This window comes from Streptomyces sp. NPDC005784, from assembly GCF_042871525.1.
Lineage (GTDB): Bacteria > Actinomycetota > Actinomycetes > Streptomycetales > Streptomycetaceae > Streptomyces.
On sequence record NZ_JBIAIQ010000006.1, the window covers coordinates 323,976 to 350,605 of the forward strand.

The 26,630-nt window shown below is 69.3% G+C and carries 19 protein-coding genes; 2 read left to right on the forward strand and 17 right to left on the reverse strand.

The window, feature by feature from the left end; translation table 11 throughout:
- Positions 1–239: 239 nt before the first annotated feature.
- The 3 genes from ACFYR3_RS13885 to ACFYR3_RS13895 all read right to left on the reverse strand — a co-directional run bounded on the left by ACFYR3_RS13885 (position 240) and on the right by ACFYR3_RS13895 (position 3,602).
- Positions 240–1,028, reverse strand: a complete 789-nt coding sequence (locus tag ACFYR3_RS13885; protein ID WP_389282948.1) for a TIGR03936 family radical SAM-associated protein — start codon at positions 1,026–1,028, stop codon at positions 240–242.
- Positions 1,029–1,076: 48 nt separating this feature from the next.
- Complete coding sequence (locus tag ACFYR3_RS13890) at positions 1,077–2,273, reverse strand: hypothetical protein (RefSeq protein ID WP_389282950.1); 1,197 nt, start codon at positions 2,271–2,273, stop codon at positions 1,077–1,079.
- A gap of 186 nt (positions 2,274–2,459) precedes the next feature.
- A complete protein-coding gene (locus tag ACFYR3_RS13895) occupies positions 2,460–3,602 on the reverse strand; it encodes a glycosyltransferase (RefSeq protein WP_355851937.1) in 1,143 nt (380 codons plus the stop codon).
- 262 nt (positions 3,603–3,864) lie between these two features.
- Between ACFYR3_RS13895 and ACFYR3_RS13900 the strand changes: the two genes are divergently transcribed.
- Entirely contained in the window at positions 3,865–4,686 is an 822-nt protein-coding gene (locus ACFYR3_RS13900; protein ID WP_389282952.1) for a hypothetical protein, read from the forward strand.
- Between the two features lie 139 nt (positions 4,687–4,825).
- Here ACFYR3_RS13900 and ACFYR3_RS13905 read toward each other — a convergent pair whose 3' ends face one another.
- Both ACFYR3_RS13905 and ACFYR3_RS13910 read right to left on the reverse strand, forming a co-directional pair.
- Positions 4,826–5,260, reverse strand: coding sequence for a barstar family protein (locus tag ACFYR3_RS13905; RefSeq protein ID WP_355851942.1), 435 nt, complete (start codon positions 5,258–5,260; stop codon positions 4,826–4,828).
- 415 nt (positions 5,261–5,675) lie between these two features.
- The gene (locus ACFYR3_RS13910) at positions 5,676–6,668 is read right to left on the reverse strand and encodes a phospholipase D-like domain-containing protein (protein WP_356785390.1); all 993 of its coding nucleotides are present in this window, start codon (positions 6,666–6,668) and stop codon (positions 5,676–5,678) included.
- A gap of 657 nt (positions 6,669–7,325) precedes the next feature.
- Here ACFYR3_RS13910 and ACFYR3_RS13915 point away from each other — a divergent pair.
- Positions 7,326–7,886: a YceI family protein gene (locus tag ACFYR3_RS13915; protein WP_389282954.1), complete on the forward strand. Its 561-nt coding sequence runs from the start codon at positions 7,326–7,328 to the stop codon at positions 7,884–7,886.
- 81 nt (positions 7,887–7,967) lie between these two features.
- Here the strand turns inward: ACFYR3_RS13915 and ACFYR3_RS13920 are convergent, their stop codons facing one another.
- From ACFYR3_RS13920 to ACFYR3_RS13975, 12 genes are all read right to left on the reverse strand, one after another.
- Positions 7,968–9,332, reverse strand: coding sequence for a glutamate decarboxylase (locus tag ACFYR3_RS13920; RefSeq protein WP_355851951.1), 1,365 nt, complete (start codon positions 9,330–9,332; stop codon positions 7,968–7,970).
- Positions 9,333–9,937: 605 nt separating this feature from the next.
- Entirely contained in the window at positions 9,938–11,902 is a 1,965-nt protein-coding gene (locus ACFYR3_RS13925) for a TIGR03960 family B12-binding radical SAM protein (RefSeq protein ID WP_355851954.1), read from the reverse strand.
- A gap of 155 nt (positions 11,903–12,057) precedes the next feature.
- Entirely contained in the window at positions 12,058–13,569 is a 1,512-nt protein-coding gene (locus tag ACFYR3_RS13930; protein ID WP_389282956.1) for a CHAD domain-containing protein, read from the reverse strand.
- A gap of 154 nt (positions 13,570–13,723) precedes the next feature.
- Positions 13,724–14,920 carry a rod shape-determining protein RodA gene (gene rodA, locus ACFYR3_RS13935; protein WP_261708779.1) on the reverse strand — a complete coding sequence of 399 codons (1,197 nt, stop codon included), beginning with the start codon at positions 14,918–14,920 and terminating at the stop codon, positions 13,724–13,726.
- Positions 14,921–14,954: 34 nt separating this feature from the next.
- Entirely contained in the window at positions 14,955–17,213 is a 2,259-nt protein-coding gene (mrdA, locus tag ACFYR3_RS13940; protein ID WP_356785395.1) for a penicillin-binding protein 2, read from the reverse strand.
- Positions 17,214–17,409: 196 nt separating this feature from the next.
- Positions 17,410–18,084 (reverse strand): rod shape-determining protein MreD, encoded by a 675-nt coding sequence (gene mreD, locus ACFYR3_RS13945; RefSeq protein WP_355851963.1) that lies wholly within the window; start codon positions 18,082–18,084, stop codon positions 17,410–17,412.
- Between the two features lie 18 nt (positions 18,085–18,102).
- Positions 18,103–19,041, reverse strand: a complete 939-nt coding sequence (gene mreC, locus ACFYR3_RS13950) for a rod shape-determining protein MreC (protein ID WP_389282959.1) — start codon at positions 19,039–19,041, stop codon at positions 18,103–18,105.
- 219 nt (positions 19,042–19,260) lie between these two features.
- Positions 19,261–20,280, reverse strand: coding sequence for a rod shape-determining protein (locus ACFYR3_RS13955; protein ID WP_355851969.1), 1,020 nt, complete (start codon positions 20,278–20,280; stop codon positions 19,261–19,263).
- Between the two features lie 438 nt (positions 20,281–20,718).
- On the reverse strand, positions 20,719–21,132 hold the full coding sequence (ndk, locus tag ACFYR3_RS13960; protein ID WP_355851972.1) for a nucleoside-diphosphate kinase: 414 nt from the start codon (positions 21,130–21,132) through the stop codon (positions 20,719–20,721).
- A 442-nt stretch (positions 21,133–21,574) separates the two neighbouring features.
- The gene (locus ACFYR3_RS13965) at positions 21,575–21,958 is read right to left on the reverse strand and encodes a DUF4233 domain-containing protein (RefSeq protein WP_355851975.1); all 384 of its coding nucleotides are present in this window, start codon (positions 21,956–21,958) and stop codon (positions 21,575–21,577) included.
- A 5-nt stretch (positions 21,959–21,963) separates the two neighbouring features.
- Positions 21,964–23,499 (reverse strand): folylpolyglutamate synthase/dihydrofolate synthase family protein, encoded by a 1,536-nt coding sequence (locus ACFYR3_RS13970; protein ID WP_355851978.1) that lies wholly within the window; start codon positions 23,497–23,499, stop codon positions 21,964–21,966.
- A gap of 375 nt (positions 23,500–23,874) precedes the next feature.
- Positions 23,875–26,526, reverse strand: coding sequence for a valine--tRNA ligase (locus ACFYR3_RS13975; RefSeq protein WP_355851981.1), 2,652 nt, complete (start codon positions 26,524–26,526; stop codon positions 23,875–23,877).
- Positions 26,527–26,630 lie beyond the last annotated feature (104 nt).

Below are 26,630 nucleotides of genomic sequence, written 5' to 3' on the forward strand. Positions count from 1 at the left end.
TCCCGGGCGCCGCGCCTGGTCCGGCAATGCCGGTGACGTCCGCGGCTCGCGCGATGCGCGGTGCCGCCGTCCGGGGCGCGGGCGCCGCACGGGAGCTCTCTGTGTCCTGTCTCGCCGGTTCCGTACGCCATGTGTGCGTACGGCCTGGCGAAAGTCTTCTGGTCGGTGCGCTGCCCGACCCAGGTGGCTCCCGGATACGAGGGCGGCGTTACGACATCTGTCCTTACGCGGGACCTTCCTTACGCCGACGCCTTCGCGGCGGCAGTTTCGGCGGCCCCTGTGCGATCGGCTGGGGCGGCTGCGACTGCCTCGCGGTCGGGCGCGAGCGGGTCGGTCACCGTGCCGGTCTCTTCATCGAACAGCCCCTGCGCCAGCCTGGTCACCGCTGCGGCAACCGGCGGCGCCAGGTCGGCCACGGCGCGAAGACCGGACAGGACGTCGTCGGGTCGAACGACAGGCGTCACGTGCCGAACAACCAGCCGCAGTATCGCACAGGGCTGGTCGGTCGGCCTATCAGCCTGTGGACTGTTCGTCTCAGGGGTGGTCTCAAGGCTTGCCACGGCACTGCGGGCATCGAACGTCCGCATGCCGTTCTTGGCCTTGCGGCTGACCTCTACGGTCTCGGCCGCGTTGAAGGCCTCCACCGCGCGCTCCGCGTCCGCCGGGTCCACGCCGTCGAGGCGCAGCTCCCACACGGAAGCGGTGAGCCGGTCGGCGAGACCCGAGATGCGGGCCTCGACCGCCTCGATGATGTCGAGCCCCTGGGGCATCGACTCGTCGAGGAGCTCGCGCAGCTTCTCGGGGTCGCGCTTCGCGGTGAGCGCGATCTCCAGGTACTCCGCCTCGCTGCCCGTGCCGGTGGGTGCGGCATTGGCGTACGACACCTTCGGATGCGGCGTGAACCCCGCCGAGTACGCCATGGGTACGGCGGCACGGCGCAGGGCACGCTCGAAGGCGCGCTGGAAGTCACGGTGGCTGGTGAACCGGAGGCGGCCGCGCTTGGTGTAGCGCAGTCGGATGCGCTGCACCGCGGGTGCGGGCGGCGGGCCTTCGGGCTGTCGCTTGCCCAGTGTCGCTCAGTCCTTCATGAGTGCGGTCGTACTGCTACCTAGAGTACGTGTCTCACCGCCCGGTGGTTCCCGCCGGGCGACCGGCTCCGGTTCCGGGGGCGCCCCGAAGAGCATCCGCCGGAAGTCGGCGCGGGCCTGCCGGGCGCTGTCCCGGGCGGCGTCCAGGGCCTGCCGTGTCGCCCGCCGGACGCCGCGCGCCACCTCGGCCGCGGGCTTGAGCACCAGGTCGCGCACGGCGTGCCCGACGGGCGTCAGCACGGTCCGGTAGGCCCAGCGCGCCGGTTCCACGAAGGTCCACCGGAAGAGGCGTGCGAGGAACCGTCCGACGGCGAGCGAGATGTACCCGGCGACGCGCCACGCGTGCCCGAGGGCCTCGCCGATCTCCCTGGCGACGACGGCGAGGGTCCGCCCGAGCGGCACGAGGACCCGGCGCCACACCGCGAGCGCGGGCAGCACCAGCAGGACGCGCGCCGTCCAGTAGAGCGCGGCACCGATGCCCACGAAGACCATCCGTACGATCCACGCGAGCCCCCAGGCCAGCAGGGCGATCGCCCTGCCGACGGGCGTGAGGACCCAGGCGTAGAGCCACTGGGCCGGGACGACGAGCAGGTACCGCGCCAGCCAGGCCACGACGGTGTACATCCCGACCCCGATGGCCGCGAGGACCACCCCGAGACCCTTGAGCAGTCGGCTGACAAATCGTCCGACAGGCGTGAGCAGCCGCACGTACACCCGGTCGAGCACGGTCACGACACCGCCGGCGATCCAGGTGACCACGGCCGCGACGCCCTTGAACAGCAGGGCGAAACCGGCGCCGATCCCCCGGACCGCCCAGGCGACGGCGTGACCGAGTGGGGTCAGGACCGTGCGGTACAGCCACACGGCGGGCACGACGAGCAGCACCTGCCCGAGCCGGGCCAGCGCTCCGCCGACGGGCAGGACGACGTACCGCCACAGCGCGACCCAGGGCCAGACGAACAGCGCCCGTGCCACCCATCCGAGCGCCCGCCCGAGGGCTCGCCCCAGCGGGCGGAACAGGGTGTCCCGAAGAAACCTTCCGCCGACGGCGAGCGCGTCCCACACCATCCGTACCGGCACGACGAGGACGAGCACCACGATCCGCACCGGAATGCGGATCGCGACGACAAGACATCCCTCGGCCTGCGCGCCGGGCCGTCCGGGGGACGGCTTTTCCAGATCCATACCTGCGTAGACGCACCGGGCACCGCGATGGATGCGACAAGTCGGCGCCCGGCGGCAGGACTTCCCATCACGCCTGCCGACAGGCGCTGGGTCCGACGTCGGACCGCGGTCGGACGGCGGTCGGTCCACCGTCGGCCGACGGTGGACCGACCCGTGCCGGGCCGATCAGGTCCGGCACGATGCCCGCTACCTCTTCGCCGCCCTGCCCGCCCGGGATGCCCTCGGCCCGCCGGGAACGGAGGCCGGCGGCGGGACGGTGGCGAGGCGCTGAACCGAGAACTCACGGTTGATGCCGGTCTGGCGCCGGATGGCCTCGGGCAGGTCGGGCAGGGCCAGCAGCCGGTCGCAGGCCTGGACCGAGCCGGCGTGGTCACCCACCCAGTACGCGGTGATCGAGTACTCGAAGAGCAGACCCCAGCGGTACACCCAGCTCCGGGTGAAGAGCAGGTCGTCGGGTTCGGGCCGGTCGAGGGCGGCAGCGAGCAGGGCGTGCGCGGTGTGGTGACGGCCCTGGACCCGCAGCCGGGAGGCCAGTTCGTAGCAGGCTTCGAGCCGCTCCGGACGTGCCTCCCAGGCGCTGGAGAACGCGTCCATCGCCCCCGGCCAGTCCCCGGTGCTCTCGGCCCTGAGGAGACCGGCCTCCAGCAGCGAGCAGTAGACCTCCTCCGGCCAGCCGCCCATCGCCGCGCGCCGCTCGTACAGCGCGATCGCCTCTTCGGCGTGCCCGAGGTCGCGTTCGGTGTTGGCGAGGTAGAAGACCGTGCGGGTGTTGGCGGGGTCGCGCTCCAGCTCGCTCCGGAGCAGGCGGGCGTCGCGTTCGAACTTGTCGGCGCGGCAGCCGCCGTCGGCGTGGTCCTCGATCGCCAGCGCGTCCAGGTTCTCCTGGACGTCGGGCTCGTCGGTGCACGGGTACTCGTGGGTGACGCCCTCGTAGCGCCAGGTGCGGTCCCCCCGCATCAGGTGCTTGAAGCGGTGCTGGGTGCCCGGAGTGTCGTAGCGCAGCATGTACGAGGTCGCCGTCAGCCGGGGCAGCGGGGCGTCCTGGCGCAGGACGTGGTCGGCGTCGACGGTGAGGAGGAAGTCGGCCTTGCCGCGGGCGCGCTGGATGTTCCGGGTGCGATTGTGGCCGAAGTCGACCCAGGGGTCCTCGTGGAGTTCGCCCGGGATGCCGGCGAGTACCGCGCGGATCAGGTCCTGGGTGCCGTCCGTCGAGCCGGTGTCGGAGATCACCCAGGTGTCGATCAGGTGGCGGACCGAGCCGAGGCAGCGTTCGATGATCCGCGACTCGTTCTTGACGATCATGCAGAGGCAGATGGTCTGCGGCTTCACGGCGGCCAATGTGGCATACGCCGGGCGCCCGGGATCGTAAGGCGTGGGCCATGGAGCCGAACAGCGCCCGATTGGACGCAGGGCAAGTCCAACTTCGAACCACTGGCGGACAATTGGCCCGTCGGGTCGCCCACAATTAAGCTGATTTGATGATAAGCGTAGCGCGTTAGCCGGAATGTGACGGTCTGACAGTCATCCGCGAGTCAAGCTCGCGATCGGCTTCGGGGAAATCCCCACCGATCGATTCAAGGAGCGCGCCCGTATGAATCCTGAGTCCAGAACCGCCCGCTTGCTGGGCCCGCCGGGCCGCGGCCGGTTCAAGAAGGCCGGCGTGGTCGCCTCGCTGGCGCTGGTGATGGCGTCGGGAGCCGCCGGCCCCGCGACCCCCGCGACCCGAAGCGCGTCCGATCGCACGACGGGGGCGGCGGACGGCGGCGACAGATGCAGGCCACACCAAGACGAGGTCCGGGTCCTCCCGGGCGGGCCCGCCGACGGCAGGTGGGGGTGCAGGGGTCCGCGGGGCCCGAGGGGCGCCACCGGTGCGACCGGTGCGACCGGTGCGACCGGACTCCAGGGACAGCCCGGAGTCCAGGGACAGCCCGGAGTCACCGGAGTCACCGGAGCCACCGGAGCCACGGGCACCCAGGGCGAAATCGGCGTGACGGGCCCGACAGGCCCGACGGGCCCGTGTATCGGCATCGACGCGGATCAGGCATCGGAGGACTTCGAGATCCGTGTTGCGCTGACCGGCGGAAGGACGTACGCGGGCATCCGCGACCAGCGGACCGGCGAGAAGGAGAACTTCCTGTGGACCGACCTCAGCGGCCGTCCCGACTATCCCGCGGGCGGCGCGGCCGGCCTGCCCTGCGACGTCTCCGTCAACGCGCACAACCGGAGCACCACGGTGAAGCGCATCAAGTTCGACGTCGTCACCACCACGGGCCAGATCTGGGAAGCGGCCTGCGTCGCGTTCACCACCACCCACCCCGCGACCCTGAACTGCGCCGACCGCACGGGCCGTCCCAAGCCCTGGATCCTGGTCGCTATGCAACCGACGCCCGGCGCCGTCAACGGCGGCGTATGACCACCGGCTCTCCGCCACCGGTTCCCCGTACGCCGCCCCGTATCTGAACCGGCCGCACAACCGTCACGCAGAAGGGGTGTCCGGCGGGTCGACGCCAGACCCCAGGACACCCCACGCGGCGGACGACCGCCGCGCCGGCTCAGGCCTCGGTCCACTCCCCCACGTAGAACAGCTCCAGCTGGCCGTACGGTTCGTCGATGTTCGACAGCTCTTCGGCCAGACTGTGCAGCACCGCCACGGACCGCACGAAACCGTGCACGTCCGCGCGGAGGAAGGAGTGGGCTGTCGTGAACACGACGGCGATGAGCCACGGACGGCTCTCACCGCGCTGCTGAAGAAGGTCGCGCAGCGCGTCCCAGTTGTCCGCGTAGCCCTCCGGCTTGACCAATGCCCGGCCCAGCGCGGACTTGAACTGCCGCTCCTCGCGCACCGTCGCCAGGTCGATCTCCAGCACGGAGAAGCCGGAGCGTTCCAGTTCCTCCACCAGGAGGCCGTGCCGTTCCTCACCCACGAAATACGGGTCGAGCGGCAACCAGGGCAGCCGTTCCTCGACGTCCACCCAAGCGTCAAGCATCTCGTCCTCGGTACTCACCAAGTCCCCCGCACGCAGTCTTGTGATGATCGCCGGACGAGTACACCACACGCGGCATGACGAAGCCGCCCACCTGGATATTTCGTGGTGGACGGCTGGTGTCCGGGTGTTCAGAGATCGGAGTCGGCGGCGGCAACGTAGGCATCCTGGGCCACTGGACGACACCGGCCGGGGCCGGCGGCGGGATTCGAACCCGCGTCGCTCTCTGTACAAGGAGAAGTAGCCGCAACCTGCGCACCTGAACGACGCCCACAGTAACGCCGGTCGGCGGTTCGGGCATCCGACTTGAAGCACGCCCTGACCCGGCTGAACCCGCCGGGACGCGGGCGTACGCGACCGCGTCCTCGACACCCCGGGCGCGGCCCGCGTCATCTTCGGCGGGCCCTCCCAACAGGTTCTAGGCGGTGGTGCCGCCCTTGTAGTCGCTGTTGAAGGTGGTCTCGATGGTGGTGGCAACGGATTGGGCCACACCGGTGCCCGTGAGGATGAGGCCCAGTTCCCGGTTGTTGCTCAGCGAGTTGCTGCTGATGTTCATGGAACCTGCCTCCACCTCCTGGGTGGACAGGCCGTAGTCGGCGACCATCGCCTTGGCGTGGATGTAGAAGCCGTTGGGGTCGGAGTATCCGACGACGGTGCCGCCGGCCGCCTTGATCGCGGACACCTGGCTGGAGTAGCTGGAGGGGCTCTCCAGGACCACCCGTACGGTGACGCCCGCCTTCGCCCTGGCCACGATGGCGTTGACCACCGTGCTGTCGCTGAACTCCAGTTCCTCGACGTCGAGCGTCTTGGTGGCGCTGTTGATCACGGACACCAGGCGGCTGCGGGAGTCGGTGGGGGACCAGAGCAGATGGTCGCCGTCGGTCGGGGTGACCACGGTGCCGGCGTAGTCCGCGTTGAAGACCTTCTCGATCGAGGCGACGTCGCGGGTGTCGTCGTCGAACACGCCGTAGTCACGGCCGGTCGGGTAGTACTGGGAGGTGAGGTTGCCGGTGAGGATCAGCGACTTGGTGCCGTCCACCGTGATGGTCTTCTGGTGGGTGTAGACGAAGGTGGACGACGACCAGACCACTCCCGCGCCCGCGCTCGTCAGGGAGTTGTACGCCGACTGGTTGGCGGACTTGTGCGCGCTGTCCAGGATCACCCGTACCGTGACGCCCTTGTTCTCCAGGGCTATGAGGTCGTTGACGGCCGTGGTGTCCTCCAGCTCGTACATGGTCATGTCGAGTGAGGTGGTGGCCGAGTTGATGAAGCCGTAGATGGTGGGCTGGCTACTGCTCTGCGAGAAGGCGAACGCCGTGTAGCTCGCGGCGTTCGCGGGGACGGCGGTGGCGAGCACGGCGGCGCCTGCTGCCAGCGTGACACCGGCGCGACCGAAGACCTTCCACAACATGCGTGACTCCTAGTCGAGTTGACGCCCACCCGGGGGACAGCGGGCATGGGCATGACACCACGCGCGTAGACAGCCGAGGAAGAGAAGGTGGGTGAACACGCAGTTACCGGTCGGCCGTACGGGCGGGCAAAGGGGACTTCACGCAGATGGAAAGCGGTTCATGCGATGCCCGTGCGTTCGCAAAATCTTCGTAGCGAGCCCCGGGAAGTGCGCGAGTCGGGCCCCGGCATCGCCCCAACTGCCGTGCCTCATCGGCCCGCAGGGCAGGGCGACCACTCCCGGAACCCGTTCGACGGGTTGCGCCACAGCTCTGGCGCGAGCAGTCCTTGGCCGGGCCGAGCCCCTACCTCGTCGCCGACCCCCGCGGCTCGCCGAGAGCGCACTCCTTGTGGAGCCGGCCGGCCGAGTTTTCGTCCGGGCCCGTCATGAACGCCGCGACTGGGTCCACCCCTTGCACCCCCCGCACCCCCTGCGAGTCGTCCACCAGCCCCCTGGCCGCGCGCGATCAACCGGCGCACGCCTGCGGGTGCCCAACCCGCGTGCAGCACCGGCGCACGGCCGGCACTGCCCAAATATCACCTAGCACGCCATATGTAAATAATGGCTGCTAGGTTTGATGATGTCGTGAATATTCCATTTCCCACCTCGGGAGGTCCCGTGGCTACGTCTCCGACCGACCTGAGTGCCCTGACAGGCAAATACACCCTCGACGCCTCGCACAGCCGGATCGGGTTCGTGGCCCGGCACGCGATGGTGACCAAGGTCCGTGGCGCGTTCAACGAGTTCGACGGCAGCGCATACTTCGACGGCGCGGATCCCTCCAAGTCGACCGGGAAGGTGACCATCAAGGCCACCAGCGTCGACACCCGCAACGCACAGCGCGATGAACACCTGCGCAGCAACGACTTCCTCAACATGGACGAGTACCCGGAGATCGCCTTCGTCTCCACTTCGGTCCAGCGCAGCGACGACACCAGCTTCGAGGTCACCGGCGACCTCACCGTCAAGGGCGTCACCAATCCGGTGACCATCCCGTTCACCTACGAGGGCACCGCCACCGACCCGTTCGGCAACCTGCGGGTGGGGCTCGAAGGTTCGGTCACCATCAACCGCAAGGACTACGGCGTGATCTGGAACGCCGCGCTCGAGACCGGCGGTGTCCTGGTCAGCGAAAAGATCGTGCTCGAGTTCGAGATCTCCGCGATCAAGAACTCCTGAACCACCGCGCGCCCAGAGCTGCCGTCGGTCGCTCTGTCGGCGGCCTGCCGGCAGGTGTCTGCGACCGGGGGCGGAGGCGCCTCAGTAGCCGGTGCCGCGCTTGACCTTGGCCCGCTCGATCTCATGGGTCGCACCCTTGTCGTCCAAAGTGCGACAGGCGTCGGCGATGTCCTGGCTCAGGCGGTCGATCTGCTCGCGGCTCAGGGTCTCCTTGACCAGGGCGCGCATGATCTTCACCTTCTCCGCGTTGGGCGGGAGCGTGTACGCCGGCACCATCCAGCCGCGCTCGGCCGCGAGTTGCCAGGCGACGTCGGACTCGTCGTAGGCGTGTTTGCCGGCGAGACGGAAAGCGACCAGCGGCAGCTGTTCGAGGTCGCTCCCGATCACTTCGAAGCGGCCGCTGCTCCGCAGGTTGTCCGCCAACGTGTGGGCGTTCTCCTGCAACATCTTCATGACGTAGGTGTAGCCCTGGCGACCGAGCCGGACGAAGTTGTAGTACTGCGCGAGCACCATCGACGCGCCGGTGGAGAAGTTCAGCGTGAACGTCGCGTCGGTCTTGCCCAAGTAGTTCTCCTCGAACACGAGGTCCTTGGGCAGGTCGGACTCCTCTCGGAAGACCAGCCAGCCGATGCCGGGGTAGACCAGCCCGTACTTGTGTCCCGAGACGTTGATCGAACGGACCTGCTCGAGCCGGAAGTCCCATTTCGAGTCCGGGTAGAGGAAGGGCCACACGAATGCGCCGCTGGCTCCGTCGACGTGGATCGGGATGTCGAGGTCCCGCTTCTCGCGAACGTCCCGCAGGAGCTTGTCGATCCCGACGACGTCGTCCTTGTGGCCGGTGAACGTGGTGCCGAGGACCGCGACGACGCCGATCGTGTTCTCGTCGAGGTGGGGCTCCACGTCCTCCGGGCCGATCGTGTACTTGCCCTCGGCAAGCGGCACGATCCGCGGTTCGACGTCGAAGTAGCGGCAGAACTTCTCCCACACGACGTGGACGTCCCCGCCGAAGATCAAGTTGGGGCGGTCGACCGACAGATTGGCCGCCTGGCGGCGCTTCCGCCACTTCCACTTCAGCGACAGCGCCCCGAGCATGATCGCCTCGGACGAACCCTGGGTGCGACATCCGGTTGTCCTGCCCGGCGCGTTGAAGAGGTCGGCGAGCATCCGCACGCAACGCTGCTCGATCTCGGCCGAAATCGGGTACTCCGCATGGTCGATGAAATTACGGTGGAGATTCTCGGCGATCAGCCGTTGCGCCTGCGGCTCCATCCAAGTGGTGACAAACGTGGCGAGGTTGCGCTGCGGGTCACCCTCCATGGCGAGATCCACATCCACGAGCCTCATAGCATCCGTCGCGGCCATGCCCTTCTCGGGGAAAGTCTCCGAAGGAGCGGGCATGGTCAGGAAACGGTTGCCGAACAGAGCCTCGGCGTCACTCTTGGTCATACCGGCGACTCAACCACGGCCGGAGATGAGCCATGCCCAGGACCTACGGTCGGGGCTCGGGATGCACGCGAACGGCGTACCTTCCCGAGCGATCGACGACGCTCGCCGCCGCCGCCGCACGGAACACCACCCGCCCCACGACAAGCGACCGAGCCGGGCCGCACCCAGCTCGGCCGAGGCCGCGTCGAACTGGCAGCCCAGGCTCCGGGAGACGCCTCCCGCTCCGACCCGACAACTACGTGTCGCGCTCACACGGGCACGCTACGTTCGCCTCTTGGGTGGCCACCCCGGGCCCGGCAGATGAGTAGGCAGGCCGCTCCGGGCCCAAGCCCGGCGGCCGGAAACACGACTGAGCCCCGTCCCGGGTCCAGGACGGGGCTCAGAGCGAACCAGAGGCCGCCGAACGTCCGCTGAGGGCTCAGGCCCACCCCGCCTCGGAATGAATGCCCGAGACGGTCCGCGGGCCCGGCAGCGGCGTCCGAGGACCGCTCTCGGGCTTCGGAGGCCGTCGACTCGACGCGCCGGAAGCAGCCGGCGCGGCCGGCACCTCGTCCTCGCTCACCCCCGCCAAGGCATCAATCACCCGATCGCGCGCCTCGCTCACCTCAGTGCGCGTGACCGCTCGGCGTCGGAGCCGCGTTCTTCACCGTCAGCGGCAGCAACTTCTTGCCCGTAGGACCGATTTGGATGCTCGTGTCCATCTGCGGACACACACCGCAGTCGAAGCACGGGGTCCAGCGGCAGTCCTCGACCTCGGTTTCGTCGAGGGAGTCCTGCCAGTCCTCCCAGAGCCAGTCCTTGTCGAGGCCCGAGTCGAGGTGGTCCCACGGCAGGACCTCCTCGTAGGTGCGCTCGCGGGTGGTGTACCAGTCGACGTCCACGCCGAAGTCGGGGAGGGTCTTGTCGGCGCAGCGCATCCAGCGCTCGTACGAGAAGTGCTCGCGCCAGCCGTCGAAGCGGCCGCCGTCCTCGTAGACGGCGCGGATGACGGAGCCGATGCGCCTGTCGCCGCGGGAGAGCAGGCCCTCGACGATGCCCGGCTTGCCGTCGTGGTAGCGGAAGCCGATCGAGCGGCCGTACTTCTTGTCGCCGCGGATCTTGTCGCGGAGCTTCGTCAGGCGGGCGTCCGTGTCCTCGGCGGAGAGCTGCGGCGCCCACTGGAAGGGGGTGTGCGGCTTGGGGACGAAGCCGCCGATGGACACCGTGCAGCGGATGTCGTTCTGGCCGGAGACCTTGCGGCCCTCGGCGATCACGTTCATCGCCATGTCGGCGATCTGCATGACGTCCTCGTCCGTCTCCGTCGGCAGACCGCACATGAAGTACAGCTTCACCTGGCGCCAGCCGTTGCCGTAGGCGGTGGAGACGGTCCGGATGAGGTCCTCTTCCGAGACCATCTTGTTGATGACCTTGCGCAGGCGCTCGGAGCCGCCCTCGGGGGCGAAGGTCAGGCCCGAGCGCCGGCCGTTGCGGGTCAGTTCGTTGGCCAGGTCGACGTTGAAGGCGTCCACGCGTGTGGAGGGGAGGGACAGGCCGATCTTGTCCTCCTCGTACCGGTCCGCCAGACCCTTGGCGATGTCGCCGATCTCCGAGTGGTCGGCGGAGGACAGGGAGAGCAGGCCGACCTCCTCGAAGCCCGTCGCCTTGAGGCCCTTCTCCACCATCTCGCCGATGCCCGTGATGGAACGCTCGCGCACCGGGCGGGTGATCATGCCCGCCTGACAGAAGCGGCAGCCGCGGGTACAGCCGCGGAAGATCTCCACCGACATGCGCTCGTGGACGGTCTCCGCGAGGGGCACCAGGGGCTGCTTCGGGTAGGGCCACTCGTCGAGGTCCATGACCGTGTGCTTGGACACGCGCCACGGGACGCCCGACTTGTTCGGGACCACGCGGGCGATCCGTCCGTCGGGGAGGTACTCGACGTCGTAGAAGGCCGGGATGTAGACGTTGCCCGTCTTCGCCAGGCGGAAGAGGACTTCTTCGCGGCCTCCGGGACGGCCCTCCGCCTTCCAGGCGCGGATGATCTCCGTCATGTCGAGCACGGCCTGCTCGCCGTCGCCGATGATCGCCGCGTCGATGAAGTCGGCGATCGGCTCGGGGTTGAAGGCCGCGTGCCCGCCGGCCAGGACGATCGGGTCGTCGAGCGTGCGGTCCTTGGACTCCAGCGGGATACCCGCCAGGTCGAGGGCGGTGAGCATGTTCGTGTAGCCCAGCTCCGTGGAGAAGGACAGGCCGAACACGTCGAAGGCCTTCACCGGGCGGTGGCTGTCCACCGTGAACTGCGGGACCCGGTGCTCGCGCATCAGCTCCTCGAGGTCCGGCCAGACGCTGTACGTGCGCTCGGCGAGGACGCCCTCGCGCTCGTTCAGTACCTCGTAGAGGATCATGACGCCTTGGTTGGGCAGACCGACCTCGTAGGCGTCGGGGTACATCAGCGCCCAGCGGACGTCACAGGCGTCCCAGGGCTTGACCGTGGAATTGAGCTCTCCGCCGACGTACTGGATCGGCTTCTGCACATGCGGGAGCAGAGCTTCGAGCTGTGGGAAGACCGACACGGCGGTTTCGGCAGGCATCTCGCGAACCTTCGTGAGCTGATGGGGGGTGACCATCTAGCGTAACGCGACCGGAGCGACCCGCCGCACCGCCGGACGAACACCGGGCCTCGGCGGCCTCCCGGCCCACGGCAGCATCGTCAGGCCCGTGAGCCCTCACGGACCCGTGAGCCCCGTCAGACCGCCGCCTGTGCCTCGATCGCCTCCCAGGCCCCCGGCAGCGCCGCCTCGGCCGCCGCCGCGCGCTGCTCCTCGCGGCCGTAGAGCACCCCGTAGGTGAACGAGCTCTCCCCCGCCGCGTGCGCCAGGGCGGACAGTTCCCGCAGGGCCTCGCGGGTCATCACGCTGTCCTGGTGGTCGCCGAGCAGGCTCTGCAGCGACTTCATCGACTTCACCAGGCCGGCGGCCGGTCCGCCCAGGGCGGGGGCGGCGGCCTCGGCGGCGTAGCGGGTGCGCTTGGCCTTCTTGCGGGCGTCGTGCATCGCGTGGTCGCGGTCGGCGCCCGGCGGCCGGTCGAGGGCCTGGACGACGAGGTCGGAGACCTTGCCGAAGTCCTTGCGGACGGCCTTCGCGATCACCTTCGCGGGGTCGCCCGCGGCCGCCTTGAGCAGCGGCGGGTCGGTCACGAGCGCGTCGAGCGCGGTCAGCAGCGCCATATAGCGCTTTCCGTCCAGTACGTCGATCAGGCGGCGCCGGGAGCCGCCGTGGCGGGCGTGCGCCCAGGTGCGCAGCCGGGTGCGGACGGGTCCGGAGAGCAGGGTGCGGGGCAGATGGCCGAGGGCCTCGGTGAGCCGCTCGGTGAGGACTTCCTGGTCGCGGTCGACGCCGAGCTCGCCGGCCAGCCATTTCAGCTCGTCGGCGATCGGGTCGGTGACGGCACGGTCGAGGATCTTCCCGTACGAGCGGAAGGTGCTGCGCATCCGGCGGGTGGCGACGCGCATGCTGTGCACGGAGTCGTTGACGTCGCGGCGGACGGCCGGATCGAGTTCGACCATGGCGTCGTACTGGGCGCGGAAGTAGGCGAGGACGTGGTCGCCCGCGGTGACCGGCTCCTTCTCGGGGGCGGGCTTCTTGGCGCGCTTCCCGGTCTCGCCCAGGGCCTTCGCCAGCTTGGAGGACGAGGCGGAGCGGCTCAGACCGGCTTTGCGGAGTTTTTTCTCGACCTTGTCGAGGAAGGCGGGGTCGCCGTCGTCCGCGAGTTCCACCTCGATCTCGGTCCATGCGGCGGTGCCCTTGCCCCCGCTGAGCCGCTCCGCGCGGACCCGGTCGAGGCTGACCTCGGCGAGCAGGGCGCCGGAGTCGTCGACGAGGTGGCGGATGTCGCGGGCCGACCGCAGGCGTACGAGGGGGACGAGTTCGGCGTCGCGCACGCGGGAGCGGACGAGGCCCGACAGTGCGCGGGGCACGGTGTCGGACAGGGGGGCCTGGATCTCGTCGCGTACGCCCTCGGAGACGGGGAGCTTGAGATGCCAGCCGGCGTCGTGGCCACCGGTGCGGCGGCGCAGGGTGAGGGAGGCGGCGGCGAGGCGCTGGTCGGGCGTGTCGTAGTAGGTCGCGTCGAGATCTGCGACGCCCTTGTCGACGACGCCGGCGACTCCGGGGACGCCGCTCAGGTCCGGCAGTTCGGTGTCGCCCTCGGCCGCGGGACCTTCGTACTTACGCTCGATCTCGCGCTTCGTGTCCGCCATGACCCGAATCTAGACGCGTTTGCGGGCCGTGGGCAGTACCCGTTCGGCCCCGGCTTGGCCGGAGGCCGTCCTTTTCCCGTTGGGCCGGGTGTCACCTCGTGTTCTCCGAGGCGACACCCGGGCTCCGCCCGGCCAGGCCTTGGCAGGCCCTCGGCTAGGCCGACATCGGGCGTTGCACTCTTATCGATTGCAGGAGCCCGATCGCGACCCAGACCGCGAACATGGAGGATCCTCCATACGACACGAACGGGAGGGGCAGACCGGCGACCGGCATGATCCCCAGGGTCATGCCGATGTTCTCGAAGGCCTGGAAGGCGAACCAGGCGATGATCCCGGCGGCGACGATCGTGCCGTACAGCTCGGTCGTCTCGCGGGCGATGCGGCAGGCGCGCCACAGGACCACGCCGAGGAGCAGCAGGATCAGTCCCGCGCCCACGAAGCCCAGTTCCTCGCCGGCGACCGTGAAGACGAAGTCGGTCTGCTGCTCGGGCACGAACTGGCCGGTCGTCTGCGAGCCGTGGCCGAGGCCGGTGCCGAAGAGGCCGCCGGATCCGATGGCGATACGGGCCTGGTTGGTGTTGTAGCCGACGCCGGCCGGGTCGAGGTCGGGGTTGGCGAAGGCCGCGAAGCGGTTGATCTGGTACTCGTCGAGGACGTGCAGCCGCCAGGCGGCGACCGCGCCGAGGGCGCCCGCGCCGATGAGCCCGAACACCCAGCGGTTGGAGGCGCCGGAGGAGAGCAGCACGCCGAGCACGATGACGACCGCGACCATGATCGTGCCGAGGTCGGGCATGAGCAGCACGATCATCATCGGGACGGCGGCGAGGCCCAGCGCCTGGAGCACCGTGCGGTGGTCGGGGTACTGCTTGTCGCCCGCGTCCACCCGTGTGGCCAGCAGCATCGCCATGCCCAGGATGATCGTGATCTTGATGAACTCGGCGGGTTGGAGCGACAGGCCGCCCGCGACGAGCCAGTTGCGCTGGCCGTTGATCGTCGCGCCGAGCGGGGTCAGTACCAGCAGGATCATGAAGACCGAGAGCCCGTACAGGATCGGCACGGCCGTGCGCAGGGTGCGGTGGCCGAGCCAGATCGTGCCGATCATCAGGCCGAAGCCGATGCCCGCGTTCATCAGATGGCGGATGAGGAAGTAGTACGGGTCGCCCTGGTTGATCTCGGTGCGGTTGCGGGTCGCCGAGTAGACGAGGGCCGCGCCGATCAGCGAGAGCGCGACGGCCGACAGCAGTATCGGCCAGTCGAGCCGGCGGGCGAGCGAGTCGCGGGCGAACAGTCGTGTCCAGCCCGCGCGCTCGGGTCCGTATCCGGAGACGGAGAAGTTGTTGGCTCCGGTCATGTCAGGATCCTCAGTACCTTGGTCGCCGCCCTCGTCATGTCGGGATCCTCTTCCCCCGCCTCTTGGGCGGGCGTGCCTTGTGCCTTCGGGTGACGCGGTTGACGGCCGTGGGCGAGGCGGTGGTACCGGCGGGCAGGTTCGGGTCGGCGGTGCCGTCCTTGGGGGCCTGGCTGGCCTGCTGGTCCTTGGCCGGGTCCTTGGAGATGGCCGGGGCGTCGATCGAGCCGTCGGTCTGGATCTTCGGCAGGCTCTTCTGCGGGGTCGGCAGCAGGGCCTTCTTCTTGTCGATGGCGCCGTCGGCGGAGACTCCGTAGAGCGCGTTGTAGATCTTGCGCACGGCCTCACCGGACGCTCCCGAACCCGTACCGGCCTGGGAGATCGTCATGATGATCGTGTAGTCCTTGGAGTACGTGGCGAGCCAGGACGTCGTCTGCTTGCCGTAGACCTCGGCGGTACCGGTCTTGGCGTGCAGCGGGATCTTGTCCTGCGGCCAGCCGCCGAACTTCCAGGCGGCGGTACCACGGGTGACGACACCCGCGAAGGCCTCGTTCATGCCCTTGAGCGTCGCCTTGCTGACCGGCAGCTTGCCGTTCACCTTCGGCTTGATCTCCTGGACGGTCCTGCCGTCGGCGCTGACGATCGCCTTGCCGATGGTCGGGGCGTACAGGGTGCCGCCGTTGGACACCGCGGAGTAGATGGCGGCTTCCTGGACGGGGGTGACGAGGGTGTCACCCTGGCCGATGGAGTAGTTGATCGAGTCGCCCTCGCGCATCCTGTTGCCTTCGAGGCAGTTCTCGTAGGCGATCCGCTCGACGTAGCTGCCGTTCTTCTTGCCGCTCTTGCACCAGGCGTCCTTGTTGGCCTTCCAGTAGCTGGACTTCCAGTGGCGGTCCGGGACGCGGCCGGTGACCTCGTTGGGGAGGTCGATGCCGGTCTCCTTGCCGAGTCCGAACTGGTGGGCGGCCTTGTAGAAGAAGTCCTTGGGGGTCTTCTTCGGGTTGATCCCGCCGTCCTTCTTCCACTCGTTGTCGGCGAGTCCGTAGAAGACGGTGTCGCAGGAGACCTCCAGCGCCCTGCCGAGCGAGATGGGGCCGAAGCTCTCCCCCTCGAAGTTCTTGAAGACCTGGCTGCCGACAGAGTACGAACTCGTGCACGGGTAGTGGCCGTCGAAGGCGTAACCGGCCTCGACCGCGGCGGCGGTGGACACCACCTTGAACGTCGAGCCGGGCGCCGACTGGCCCTGGGTGGCCCGGTTCAGCAGCGGGTAGTTGGACTTCTTGCCGGTGAGCGCGGTGTAGTCCTTGCCGGAGATGCCGCCGACCCAGGCGTTCGGGTCGTACGTCGGCTGGGAGGCCATGGCGACGACTCGGCCGGTCTTGGCCTCCATCACCACGACCGCGCCGGAGTCGGCCTTGTAGTTCTCGCCGGTGATCTTGTCGAACTGGGTCCGGGCGACCTTCATCGCGTAGTCCAGCTCGTACTCGGCGACGCGCTGGACGCGGGCGTCGATGCTGGTGACGAGGTTGGCGCCGGGCTCGGCCTTGTCGCTCTTGGCCTTGCCGATGACGCGGCCGAGGTTGTCGACCTCGTAGCGGGTGACGCCGGCCTTGCCGCGCAGCGCCTTGTCGTACTGGCGCTCCAGGCCGGAGCGGCCGACCTGGTCGGAGCGGAGGTAGGGCGAATCCGTGTCCTTGGCCTTGGTGATCTCGTCGTCGGTGACGGGCGAGAGGTAGCCGAGCACCTGTGCGGAGTTGGCCTTGCCGGGGGCGGCGTAACGGCGCACCGCCTCCGGCTCGGCGGTGATGCCGGGGAAGTCCTCGGAGCGCTCGCGGATCTGCAGGGCCTGGCGCGGGGTGGCCTTGTCGGTGATGGGGATCGGCTGGTAGGGCGAGCCGTTCCAGCACGGCTGCGGCGTCTTGGCGTCGCAGAGGCGGACCTTCTGGATGATGTCCTCGGCCTTGAGGCCCAGCACGCCGGCGAGCTTGGTGAGGACGGCCTTCCCGTCGTCCGGCATCTTCAGCAGGTCGGTGCGCGAGGCGGAGACCACGAGCCGGGTCTCGTTGTCGGCAATGGGAACGCCCCGCGCGTCCAGGATCGAGCCCCGTACGGCGGGCTGGACGACCTGCTGGACGTGGTTGCCGGACGCTTCCTTGGCGTATTCGTCGCCGTTGCGGATCTGGAGGAACCAGAGGCGTCCGCCGAGGGTGCCGAGGAGGGAGAGTACGAGAATCTGGATGACGACGAGCCGGATCTGGACCCGTGGGGTCCGGCCGGTCTCGGGAATATTGGTCATGGGCGCGGCCCATCCGCTGGAAGGGTGGTGGTGGGCGACGGGTGGGCGTTGGTCACTGCTGCTGCCTCCCCCTCTCAGTGTGTGTACGAGTCATACGAGTACACGGCGAACCTGTGCGCGCCGGCCCCGCGGCCGGTCAAGTCCCGTGACCCCTGCGGCGCTTGAGTCGTCCGCCGGACGGCGCTCGTCGCTGTCGTCACAGCCGCTTGACCCCCTTGATGCGTCCGGCGCGGGCGACCCGTGCCTTGGCCGCCTTCACGCGCAGTCCGCCGCGCTGGCTGCCGATGCGCAGGCCGGTGCCGCCGGAGGACAGCCAGCCCGAGGCGACGTCGGCCGCCTTGGACGCCGAACCACCGTCGGAGAGCGGATCGTTCTCGGCACGCCGGGCCAGCGCCATCAGCACCGGGACGACGAAGGGAGCGAGCAGCAGGTCGTAGACGGCTGCGGTGACCAGCAGGCTGCTGAGCCCGACGTGGCGGGCGGCGGTGTCGCCGACGAGGGCGCCGACACTCGCGTACAGCAGGGTGGAGCCGATCGCGGCGGCGACGACCACGGCCATCGGTCCGGTGGCCGACTTGAGCCGGCCGTTCTCCGGTTTGGCCAGGCCTGCGAGGTAGCCGATGACGCAGAGCACGAGGGCGTAGCGCCCGGCGGCGTGGTCGGCGGGCGGGGCGAGGTCGGAGAGCAGACCCGCGCCGAAGCCGATGAGCGCGCCGCCGACATGGCCGTAGACCATGGCGAGGGCGAGGACGGTCAGCAGCACCAGGTCCGGGACGGCGCCCGGGAGATGGAGTCGGGCAAGGACGCTCACCTGGATCACCAGGGCGACGACCACCAGGGTGACGGAGAGCAGCATCCGGTTGAAACGCATGGGATTCGGCTCCTCCTGCTACTGCTGCTGGCCGAGGACGGGGGCGCTCGCCGAGGGGGTGACCGTCACGGTCACGGTCGGCGTGGGCGTCGGTCTGGGTTTCGGTGGCAGCACGGTGTCGCGCGGGTCGCTCTTGGGCGCGGCGACGACGACGCCGACGATGTCGAGCTTGGTGAACGAGACGAACGGCGTCACGTAGATCGTGCGGGTCAGGTCGCCGCCGGACGGGTCGACCCGGGAGACGACACCGACGGGGACGCCGGGCACGAACGGCTTGTCGGCCTGCGAGCCGAAGGTGACCAGCCGGTCGCCGTTCTTGATCTTCGCCTTGGCGTTGAGGAGCTCGACGCGCAGCGGGCGGTCGCCCTGGCCGGAGGCGAAGCCGAGTTCGTCGGTCGACTCCATGCGCGTGCCGACGGTGAAGTCGGGGTCGTTGGCGAGCAGTACGGTCGCGGTGTCCGGGCCGACGGTGGTGACCCGGCCGACCAGTCCGTCGCCGTTCAGGACGGTCATGTCGCGCTGGATGCCGTCCTGGGCGCCGACGTCGATGGTGACGGTCCAGGAGAAGCCCTGGGCCGCCCCTATGGCGATCACCTCGGCCCCCTTGATGCCGTACTGACCCTCGCCCGCCACCTTGATCATCTTGTCGAGCTGCTTGAGGCGGCTGCGGTTGCGGTCGTTGCTGCCGAGCCTCGCCTTCAACGCCGCGTTGTCGTGCTCCAGTTGGGCGATGCGATCGTGCCGTCCGCCCGAGTCGCGGACCGCGGAGATCGCGTTGCCGACGGGGTCGACCGCGGACGACACCCCGTTCTCGACCGGGCCGAAGACCGTCGCGGCGGCCTGGCGGGCACCGTCGACCGGTGAGTCCTGCCCGCCGCGGATGTCCACCGTGATCAGTGCGAACGCGATGGCGATCAGCAGCACCAGGAGCAGCCGGCTCTCTCGTGTGTCCCTCACGTGCGGCGGCCGTGCCTTCCTCGTTGTATTGGGTCAACAGGGGCGCACCCCGGGCCAAAAGGATGCCCACGGTGCGATGAGGCTGGGGTGGTGGGGGGTGTGACGGGATGGCTGTTATGGGGGAGGTTATGACTCTATGTCGCAGGAGTTTATGCCTCCATACCAACGATCCGCCGCACGAGAAAGGGTGATCTCGTACGGCGGAATCGAAGTGTTACTTCATCTGCGCGGCTGGGCGTCCAGAACCTGCTGGAGTGCCTCGAACTCCTCGACACACTTGCCGGAGCCGAGCGCCACGCTGTCCAGCGGGTCCTCGGCGATGTGGATCGGCATGCCGGTCTCGCGGCGCAGTCGCTCGTCCAGGCCGCGCAGCAGGGCTCCGCCGCCGGTCAGAACGATTCCGCGGTCCATCACGTCACCGGAGAGCTCGGGCGGGCACTTGTCGAGCGTCGTCTTCACGGCGTCGACGATCGCGTTGACCGGCTCCTCGATCGCCTTGCGGACCTCCGACGCGGAGATGACGACCGTCTTGGGCAGACCGGACACCAGGTCCCGGCCGCGGATCTCGGTGTGCTCCTCGGTGTCGAGGTCGTACGCCGAACCAATCGTGATCTTGATCTGCTCGGCCGTCCGCTCACCGAGAAGGAGGCTGTACTCCTTCTTGATGTACTGGATGATCGCGTTGTCCAGCTCGTCACCCGCGACGCGGATGGACTGGGCGGTGACGATGCCGCCGAGCGAGATGACCGCGACCTCCGTGGTGCCGCCGCCGATGTCCACCACCATGTTGCCCGTGGCCTCGTGGACCGGCAGGCCGGCGCCGATGGCCGCGGCCATGGGCTCCTCGATGATGTGCACCTGACGGGCGCCGGCCTGGGACGACGCCTCGATGACGGCGCGGCGCTCGACGCCCGTGATGCCCGAGGGCACACAGACGACGACACGGGGGCGGGCGAGGTAACGCCGCTTGTGGATCTTCAGGATGAAGTAGCGGAGCATGCGCTCGGTGATCTCGAAGTCGGCGATGACGCCGTCCTTCAGCGGGCGCACGGCAACGATGTTGCCCGGCGTCCGCCCGATCATCTTCTTCGCTTCCGCGCCCACCGCGAGGATCCCGCCGGTGTTGGTGTTGATCGCGACGACGGACGGCTCGTTGAGTACGATCCCGCGACCCCTGACGTACACCAGCGTGTTGGCGGTCCCGAGGTCGACAGCCATGTCACGGCCGATGAACGACATTGAGTTCCCCATCAGGATTCGTCTGGCCTTCCCAAGTGGAGCTTTGACGGCTTTTTAGGACGGCGAGGTTGGTGCAGCGACGTGAACGCTTCCATCGTAGACGCGCATACACGAACACTGCGCGAGGGTCTTCGCCATTGTCAGCAGATGGCGGGCCGACTCGCTTGTGGAGACGGGCCATCGGGGTCACGCGTTCCCTCGATCAGAGCGCATATGCCACGGGACGGCCGGATTTTTCACGGCCGTCCCAGGTCAGACTGTCGGAGCGACGCTGACGCCGTCTCAGAAAATTTCTTTCAAATGTGCTGCCCGGCGTGCTCCGGAGATCGTCCGGGCGGCCTCACCGAGACCTCCCGCGGTCTCGGACGCGACCGTCCGTACGCCGTACCGTGACCGTCCGTGCACGCGGGCGCGCACGCGACGCCGGCGTCCGTACGCTCAGGCGCGGCCGGGGAAGAAGATCTTCACCTCGCGGTCGGCGGACTCCTCGGAGTCGGAGGCGTGGATCAGGTTCTCGCGGACGATGACGCCGTAGTCACCGCGGACGGAACCGGGGGCGGCGGCGATCGGGTCGGTCGGACCGGCCAGGGCGCGCACGCCCTCGATGACCCGCTCGCCCTCGACGATCAGGGCCACGACCGGGCCGGAGGCCATGAACTCCACCAGCGGCTCGTAGAAGGGCTTGCCCTTGTGCTCGCCGTAGTGCTGCTCCAGCGTGTCCTGGTCCAGGGTCCGCAGCTCCAGCGCGGTGATCTGCCAGCCGGCCTTGCGCTCGATACGGCTGATGATCTCGCCGGTCAGGCCGCGACGGACGGCGTCGGGCTTGAGAAGGACGAGGGTGCGCTGGCTCACGGGATGGCTCCTTCGGGTCACACTTGTGCGGATGACCGAGGCTACAGGGCGTGTCCGGGTGGCTGTCGCACAGCGTCAGGTGATACGGGCACACGCTTCCGTCCGCCTGCGCCGCGCGCCCGGGCGCCTCTCGGGTCCGGCGCGAGCCCCCGCCGACACCCCCGACGACGCCAGGCCGGAATACGCCCCGCCCGCCTGCGCCGGGTCGGCACACGCCCGCGCGGCGGGCCGGGTGTCACGCGCGCCCGCCGAGGCCGGACCGTCACACACCCGTCCAGACCGGGTTCCCGTCCGTCCAGGCTGGGTTGCCCCCCCCGTCCAGACCGGGTTCCCGCCCGTCCAGGCTGGGTTGCCCCCCGTCCAGACCGGGTTCCCGCCCGTCCAGGCTGGGTTGCCCCCCGTCCAGACTGAGTTGCCCCCGTCCAGACCGGGTTGCCCCCGGCTAGGCCGGATTGGCGCCCGGCTCGGCCTGTGCCGGGGTCTGCGGCTGAGACTGCGCCTGCGCGGCGAACCTGGCCTTGGCCTCGTCGATCTTCCGGCCGTAGTGGACCGAGGCCCACCACAGGGCGGCGAAGGCCGCGCCCAGGACGAACATCGAGGGAACGACGAAGCCGCCGGCGATCAGCAGGATCTGCAGCGCCCAGCCGAGCTGGACACCGCCGGGCCGCGTGATCATGCCGCACAGCAGCACGCTCAGCGCCATCAGGACCCCGCAGACCGTCCAGACCATGGCCGTGGACAGATCGGGTTCCTTCATGGCGACGAGCCCGGCGAAACCGATGACGAAGAACTCGCCGATCAGTGTGGAAGCACAGAGCGTACGCACGAGAGTCAGCCCCTCCCCAGGAGCAGTCGGACCTCGCCGACCGTGATGACGGATCCGGTGACCAGCACGCCCCCGCCCGCGAACTCGCCCTCTTCCTCGGCGAGCGTGATCGCGGCCTCCAGGGCGTCGTCGAGCCGCGGTTCGACCTGTACCCGGTCCTCGCCGAAGACCTCGACGGCGATCCCGGCCAGATCGTCCGCGTCCATCGCGCGATGGCTGGAGTTCTGGGTGACGACGACCTCGGCGAAGATCGGCTCGAAGGCTTCGAGCAGCCCCCGCACGTTCTTGTCGCCGCTCGCGCCGACCACCCCGATCAGCCGGCTGAAGTCGAACACCTCGCTGACCGCCTCGGCGGTCGCGCGGGCGCCCGCGGGGTTGTGCGCGGCGTCGAGCACGACGGTGGGCGAACGCCGCACGATCTCCAGGCGGCCCGGCGAGGTGACCGCGGCGAACGCCTTGCGCACGGTGTCGATGTCGAGCCGCTGGGTGTGTGCCGAGCCGACGCCGAAGAACGCCTCGACCGCGGCGAGCGCCACGGCCGCGTTGTGCGCCTGGTAGGCGCCGTGCAGCGGCAGGAACACCTCTTCGTACTCGCCGCCGAGGCCGCGCAGCGTGAGCAACTGTCCGCCGACCGCGATCTGCCGTGCCACGACACCGAATTCGAGGCCCTCGCGGGCCACCGTCGCGTCGACCTCGACAGCCTTCTTCAGCAGCACCTGGGCCGCGTCGACCGGCTGCTGCGCCAGGATGACGGTGGCGTCCTGCTTGACGATGCCCGCCTTCTCGGTGGCGATCTCGCCGGGCGTCTCACCGAGCCGGTCGGTGTGGTCGAGGTCGATGGGGGTCACCACGGCGACGTCCCCGTCGATCACGTTGGTGGCGTCCCAGCTGCCACCCATGCCGACCTCGACGACGGCGACGTCCACGGGCGCGTCGGCGAAGGCGGCGTACGCCATCGCGGTGAGCACCTCGAAGAAGGACAGCCGGTACTCCTGCTGCCCGTCGACCATCTCGACGTAGGGCTTGATGTCGTTGTACGTCTCGACGAACCGCTCGGCGGAGACCGGCGTCCCGTCCAGGCTGATCCGCTCGGTGACCGACTGCACGTGGGGGCTGGTGTAACGCCCGGTGCGCAGGTCGAAGGCGCCGAGCAGCGCCTCGATCATGCGGGCGGTGGAGGTCTTGCCGTTCGTACCCGTGATGTGGATCGAGGGGTACGCGCGCTGCGGCTCCCCGAGGACGTCCATCAGCGCCGCGATCCTGCTGACGGACGGCTCCAGCTTGGTCTCGCCCCAGCGGGTGGCGAGCTCGGCCTCCACCTCGCGGAGCGCCTTGTCGACCTCGGGGTCGGAGGGCCGCCCGGGTACGTCGGCCTGCGGGCCGTCGGCGCCCCGGGTTCGCAGGGTACGGCTGCCGGCCGCGATGACCGCGAGGTCGGGGTCCCGGTCGGTCTCGGCCTCGACGATCTCCTCGAAGAGACCGAGCGGATCACGCTCCGAGTCGTCGGACGCGCTGCTGTCGTGCGGGGGGAGGTCGCTCACGGGGCCAGTCTACGGAGAGGGCGGGGGTGTGCGGGCGTGTGGGGCCGTGTGGGGTTTTCGCCCCCTCCGCCCCTTCCCGTCCCGTCCCTGAGGGCTGCGCCCCCGGACCCCCACTTCGGCCTGCCGGCCTCGTCCTCAATCGCCGGACGGGCCAAGACTTTCCAGCGCCGGACGAGAGAAGTTCAACCCCTCCGGCGATTGAGGAGCGGGGGTCCGGGGGCAGCGCCCCCGGGAACGGGGCGGGGCGAAGGGGGCGAAGGGGGCGAAGGGGGCGAAGGGGGCGAAGGGGGCGAAGGAAAGTCTGCCCGCGTACGGCGGAAGGCCCCCCGGACCGAACGGTCCGGGGGGCCTTCGTCACGCGCGTACGACCGGCGGTTACGCCTCGGGCATCCGGTTCAGCTGCTCCTGGATACGGGCGATGTCCTCGTCTGCCTTGGCGAGCCGGCCGCGGATCTTGTCCACGACGTTGTCCGGGGCCTTGGCGAGGAACGCCTCGTTGCCGAGCTTGCCGTTCGCCTGGGCCTTCTCCTTCTCCGCGGCGGCGAGGTCCTTGGCCAGCCGCTTGCGCTCCGCGGCGATGTCGATCGTGCCCGACAGGTCGAGCGCGACGGTGGCACCGGCCACCGGCAGCGTCGCCGTGGCCGAGAAGCTCTCGCCCTCCGGCTGGAGCCGCAGCAACTGACGGATGGCCGCCTCGTGCGGTGCCAGCGCCGTCCCGTCGAGGGTCAGCCGGGCCGGGACCCGCTGGCCCGGCTGCAGGCCCTGGTCGGCGCGGAAGCGGCGGACCTCCGTGATGACCTGCTGGAGCTTCTCGATCTCCTGCTCGGCGGCGGTGTCCCGGAAGCCGCCCGGTGCGTCGGCGCCGGGAACGGACACGGCCGTCGGCCACTCCGCGATGACGACCGACTCGCCGCCCGTGAGGGTCGTCCAGAGGGTCTCCGTCACGAACGGGACGATCGGGTGCAGCAGCCGCAGCGTCACGTCCAGGACCTCGCCGAGGACCCGGCCGGAGACCTTCGCGGGCTCGCCGCCCGCCATGAACGTCGTCTTGGACAGCTCGACGTACCAGTCGAAGACCTCGTCCCACGCGAAGTGGAACAGTGCGTCCGACAGCTTGGCGAACTGGAAGTCGTCGTACAGGGCGTCGACTTCGGCGACCGTGGCGTTCAGCCGGGACAGGATCCAGCGGTCGGTGGCCGACAGCTCCTCGACGGGCGGGAGTTCACCCTCGACCGTCGCGCCGTTCATCAGCGCGAAGCGGGTGGCGTTCCAGATCTTGTTGGCGAAGTTGCGCGAGCCCTGGACCCAGTCCTCGCCGATCGGCACGTCGACGCCGGGGTTGGCGCCGCGCGCGAGCGTGAACCGCAGCGCGTCACTGCCGTACTTGTCCATCCAGTCCAGCGGATTGACCGCGTTCCCGAAGGACTTGGACATCTTCTTGCCGAACTGGTCGCGGACCATGCCGTGCAGGGCGATGGTGTGGAACGGCGGGGTGCCGTCCATCGCGTACAGGCCGAACATCATCATCCGGGCGACCCAGAAGAAAAGGATGTCGTAGCCGGTGACCAGGACGGAGTTCGGGTAGAACTTCGCGAGGCTCTCGGTCTGTTCGGGCCAGCCGAGCGTGGAGAACGGCCACAGGCCGGAGGAGAACCAGGTGTCGAGGACGTCGGTGTCCTGGTGCCAGCCCTCGCCGGTCGGGGCCTCGTCGTCGGGGCCGACGCAGACGATCTCGCCGCTGGGCCCGTACCAGACCGGAATCCGGTGGCCCCACCACAACTGCCTTGAGATGCACCAGTCGTGGAGGTTGTCGACCCAGTCGAAGTACCGCTTCTCCATCTCCTGCGGGTGGATCTTGACGCGGCCGTCGCGGACGGCGTCGCCCGCGGCCTTCGCCAGCGGACCGACCTTGACCCACCACTGCATGGAGAGCCGCGGCTCGATGGTGGTCTTGCAGCGCGAACAGTGGCCCACGGAGTGGCTGTACGGCCGCTTCTCGGTGACGATCCGGCCGTCGGCGCGCAGGGCGGCGACGATGGCGGAACGGGCCTCCAGCCGGTCCAGGCCCTGGAAGGGACCGGGGACGGTGATGACCGCGTGCTCGTCCATCACGGCGATGTTGGGCAGGTTGTGGCGCTGCCCGATCTCGAAGTCGTTCGGGTCATGGGCGGGCGTCACCTTGACGGCGCCGGTGCCGAACTCGGGGTCGACGTGCTCGTCCGCGACGACCGGGATGGAACGCTCCGTCAGCGGCAGCCGGATGAGCTTGCCGACGAGGTGCTTGTACCGCTCGTCGCCCGGGTGAACGGCGACGGCGGTGTCGCCGAGCATGGTCTCGGCACGGGTGGTGGCGACGACGATGGAGTCGTCCCCCTCCCCGTACTTCATGGAGACCAGTTCACCCTCGTCGTCCTGGTACTCGACCTCGATGTCCGAGATGGCGGTGAGACAGCGCGGGCACCAGTTGATGATGCGCTCGGCGCGGTAGATCAACTCGTCGTCGTAGAGCTTCTTGAAGATGGTCTGGACGGACTGGGAGAGACCCTCGTCCATGGTGAAGCGCTCACGCGACCACGCGACGCCGTCGCCGAGACGACGCATCTGCCCGGAGATCTGCCCGCCGGACTCGGCCTTCCACTGCCAGACGCGCTCGACGAACGCCTCCCGGCCGAGGTCGTGCCGCGACTTGCCCTCCTTGCCCAACTCCCGCTCGACGACGTTCTGGGTGGCGATGCCGGCGTGGTCCATGCCGGGCTGCCACAGCGTCTCGAACCCCTGCATGCGCTTGCGGCGGGTGAGGGCGTCGATGAGGGTGTGCTCGAAGGCGTGCCCGAGGTGCAGGCTGCCCGTGACGTTCGGCGGCGGGATGACGACCGTGAACGGAGGCTTGTCGCTCTTCGCGTCCGCCTCGAAGTAGCCGCGCTCCACCCAGCGCTCGTACAGCGGCCCCTCTACATCGGCCGGCGCGTACTGGGTCGGCAGTTCGGCGTTGGGCTCTGGTGGCTGCTGCTGAGCGTTTTCGGTCACGGGATCAGTTTAGAGGCGTCATGGCCCTGTCCCGAAACGCGATTACTTCGTAACGGTGCGGCCCCCGGGGACTTGGGGGCGTGACCTGTACGCCAGGATGTTCG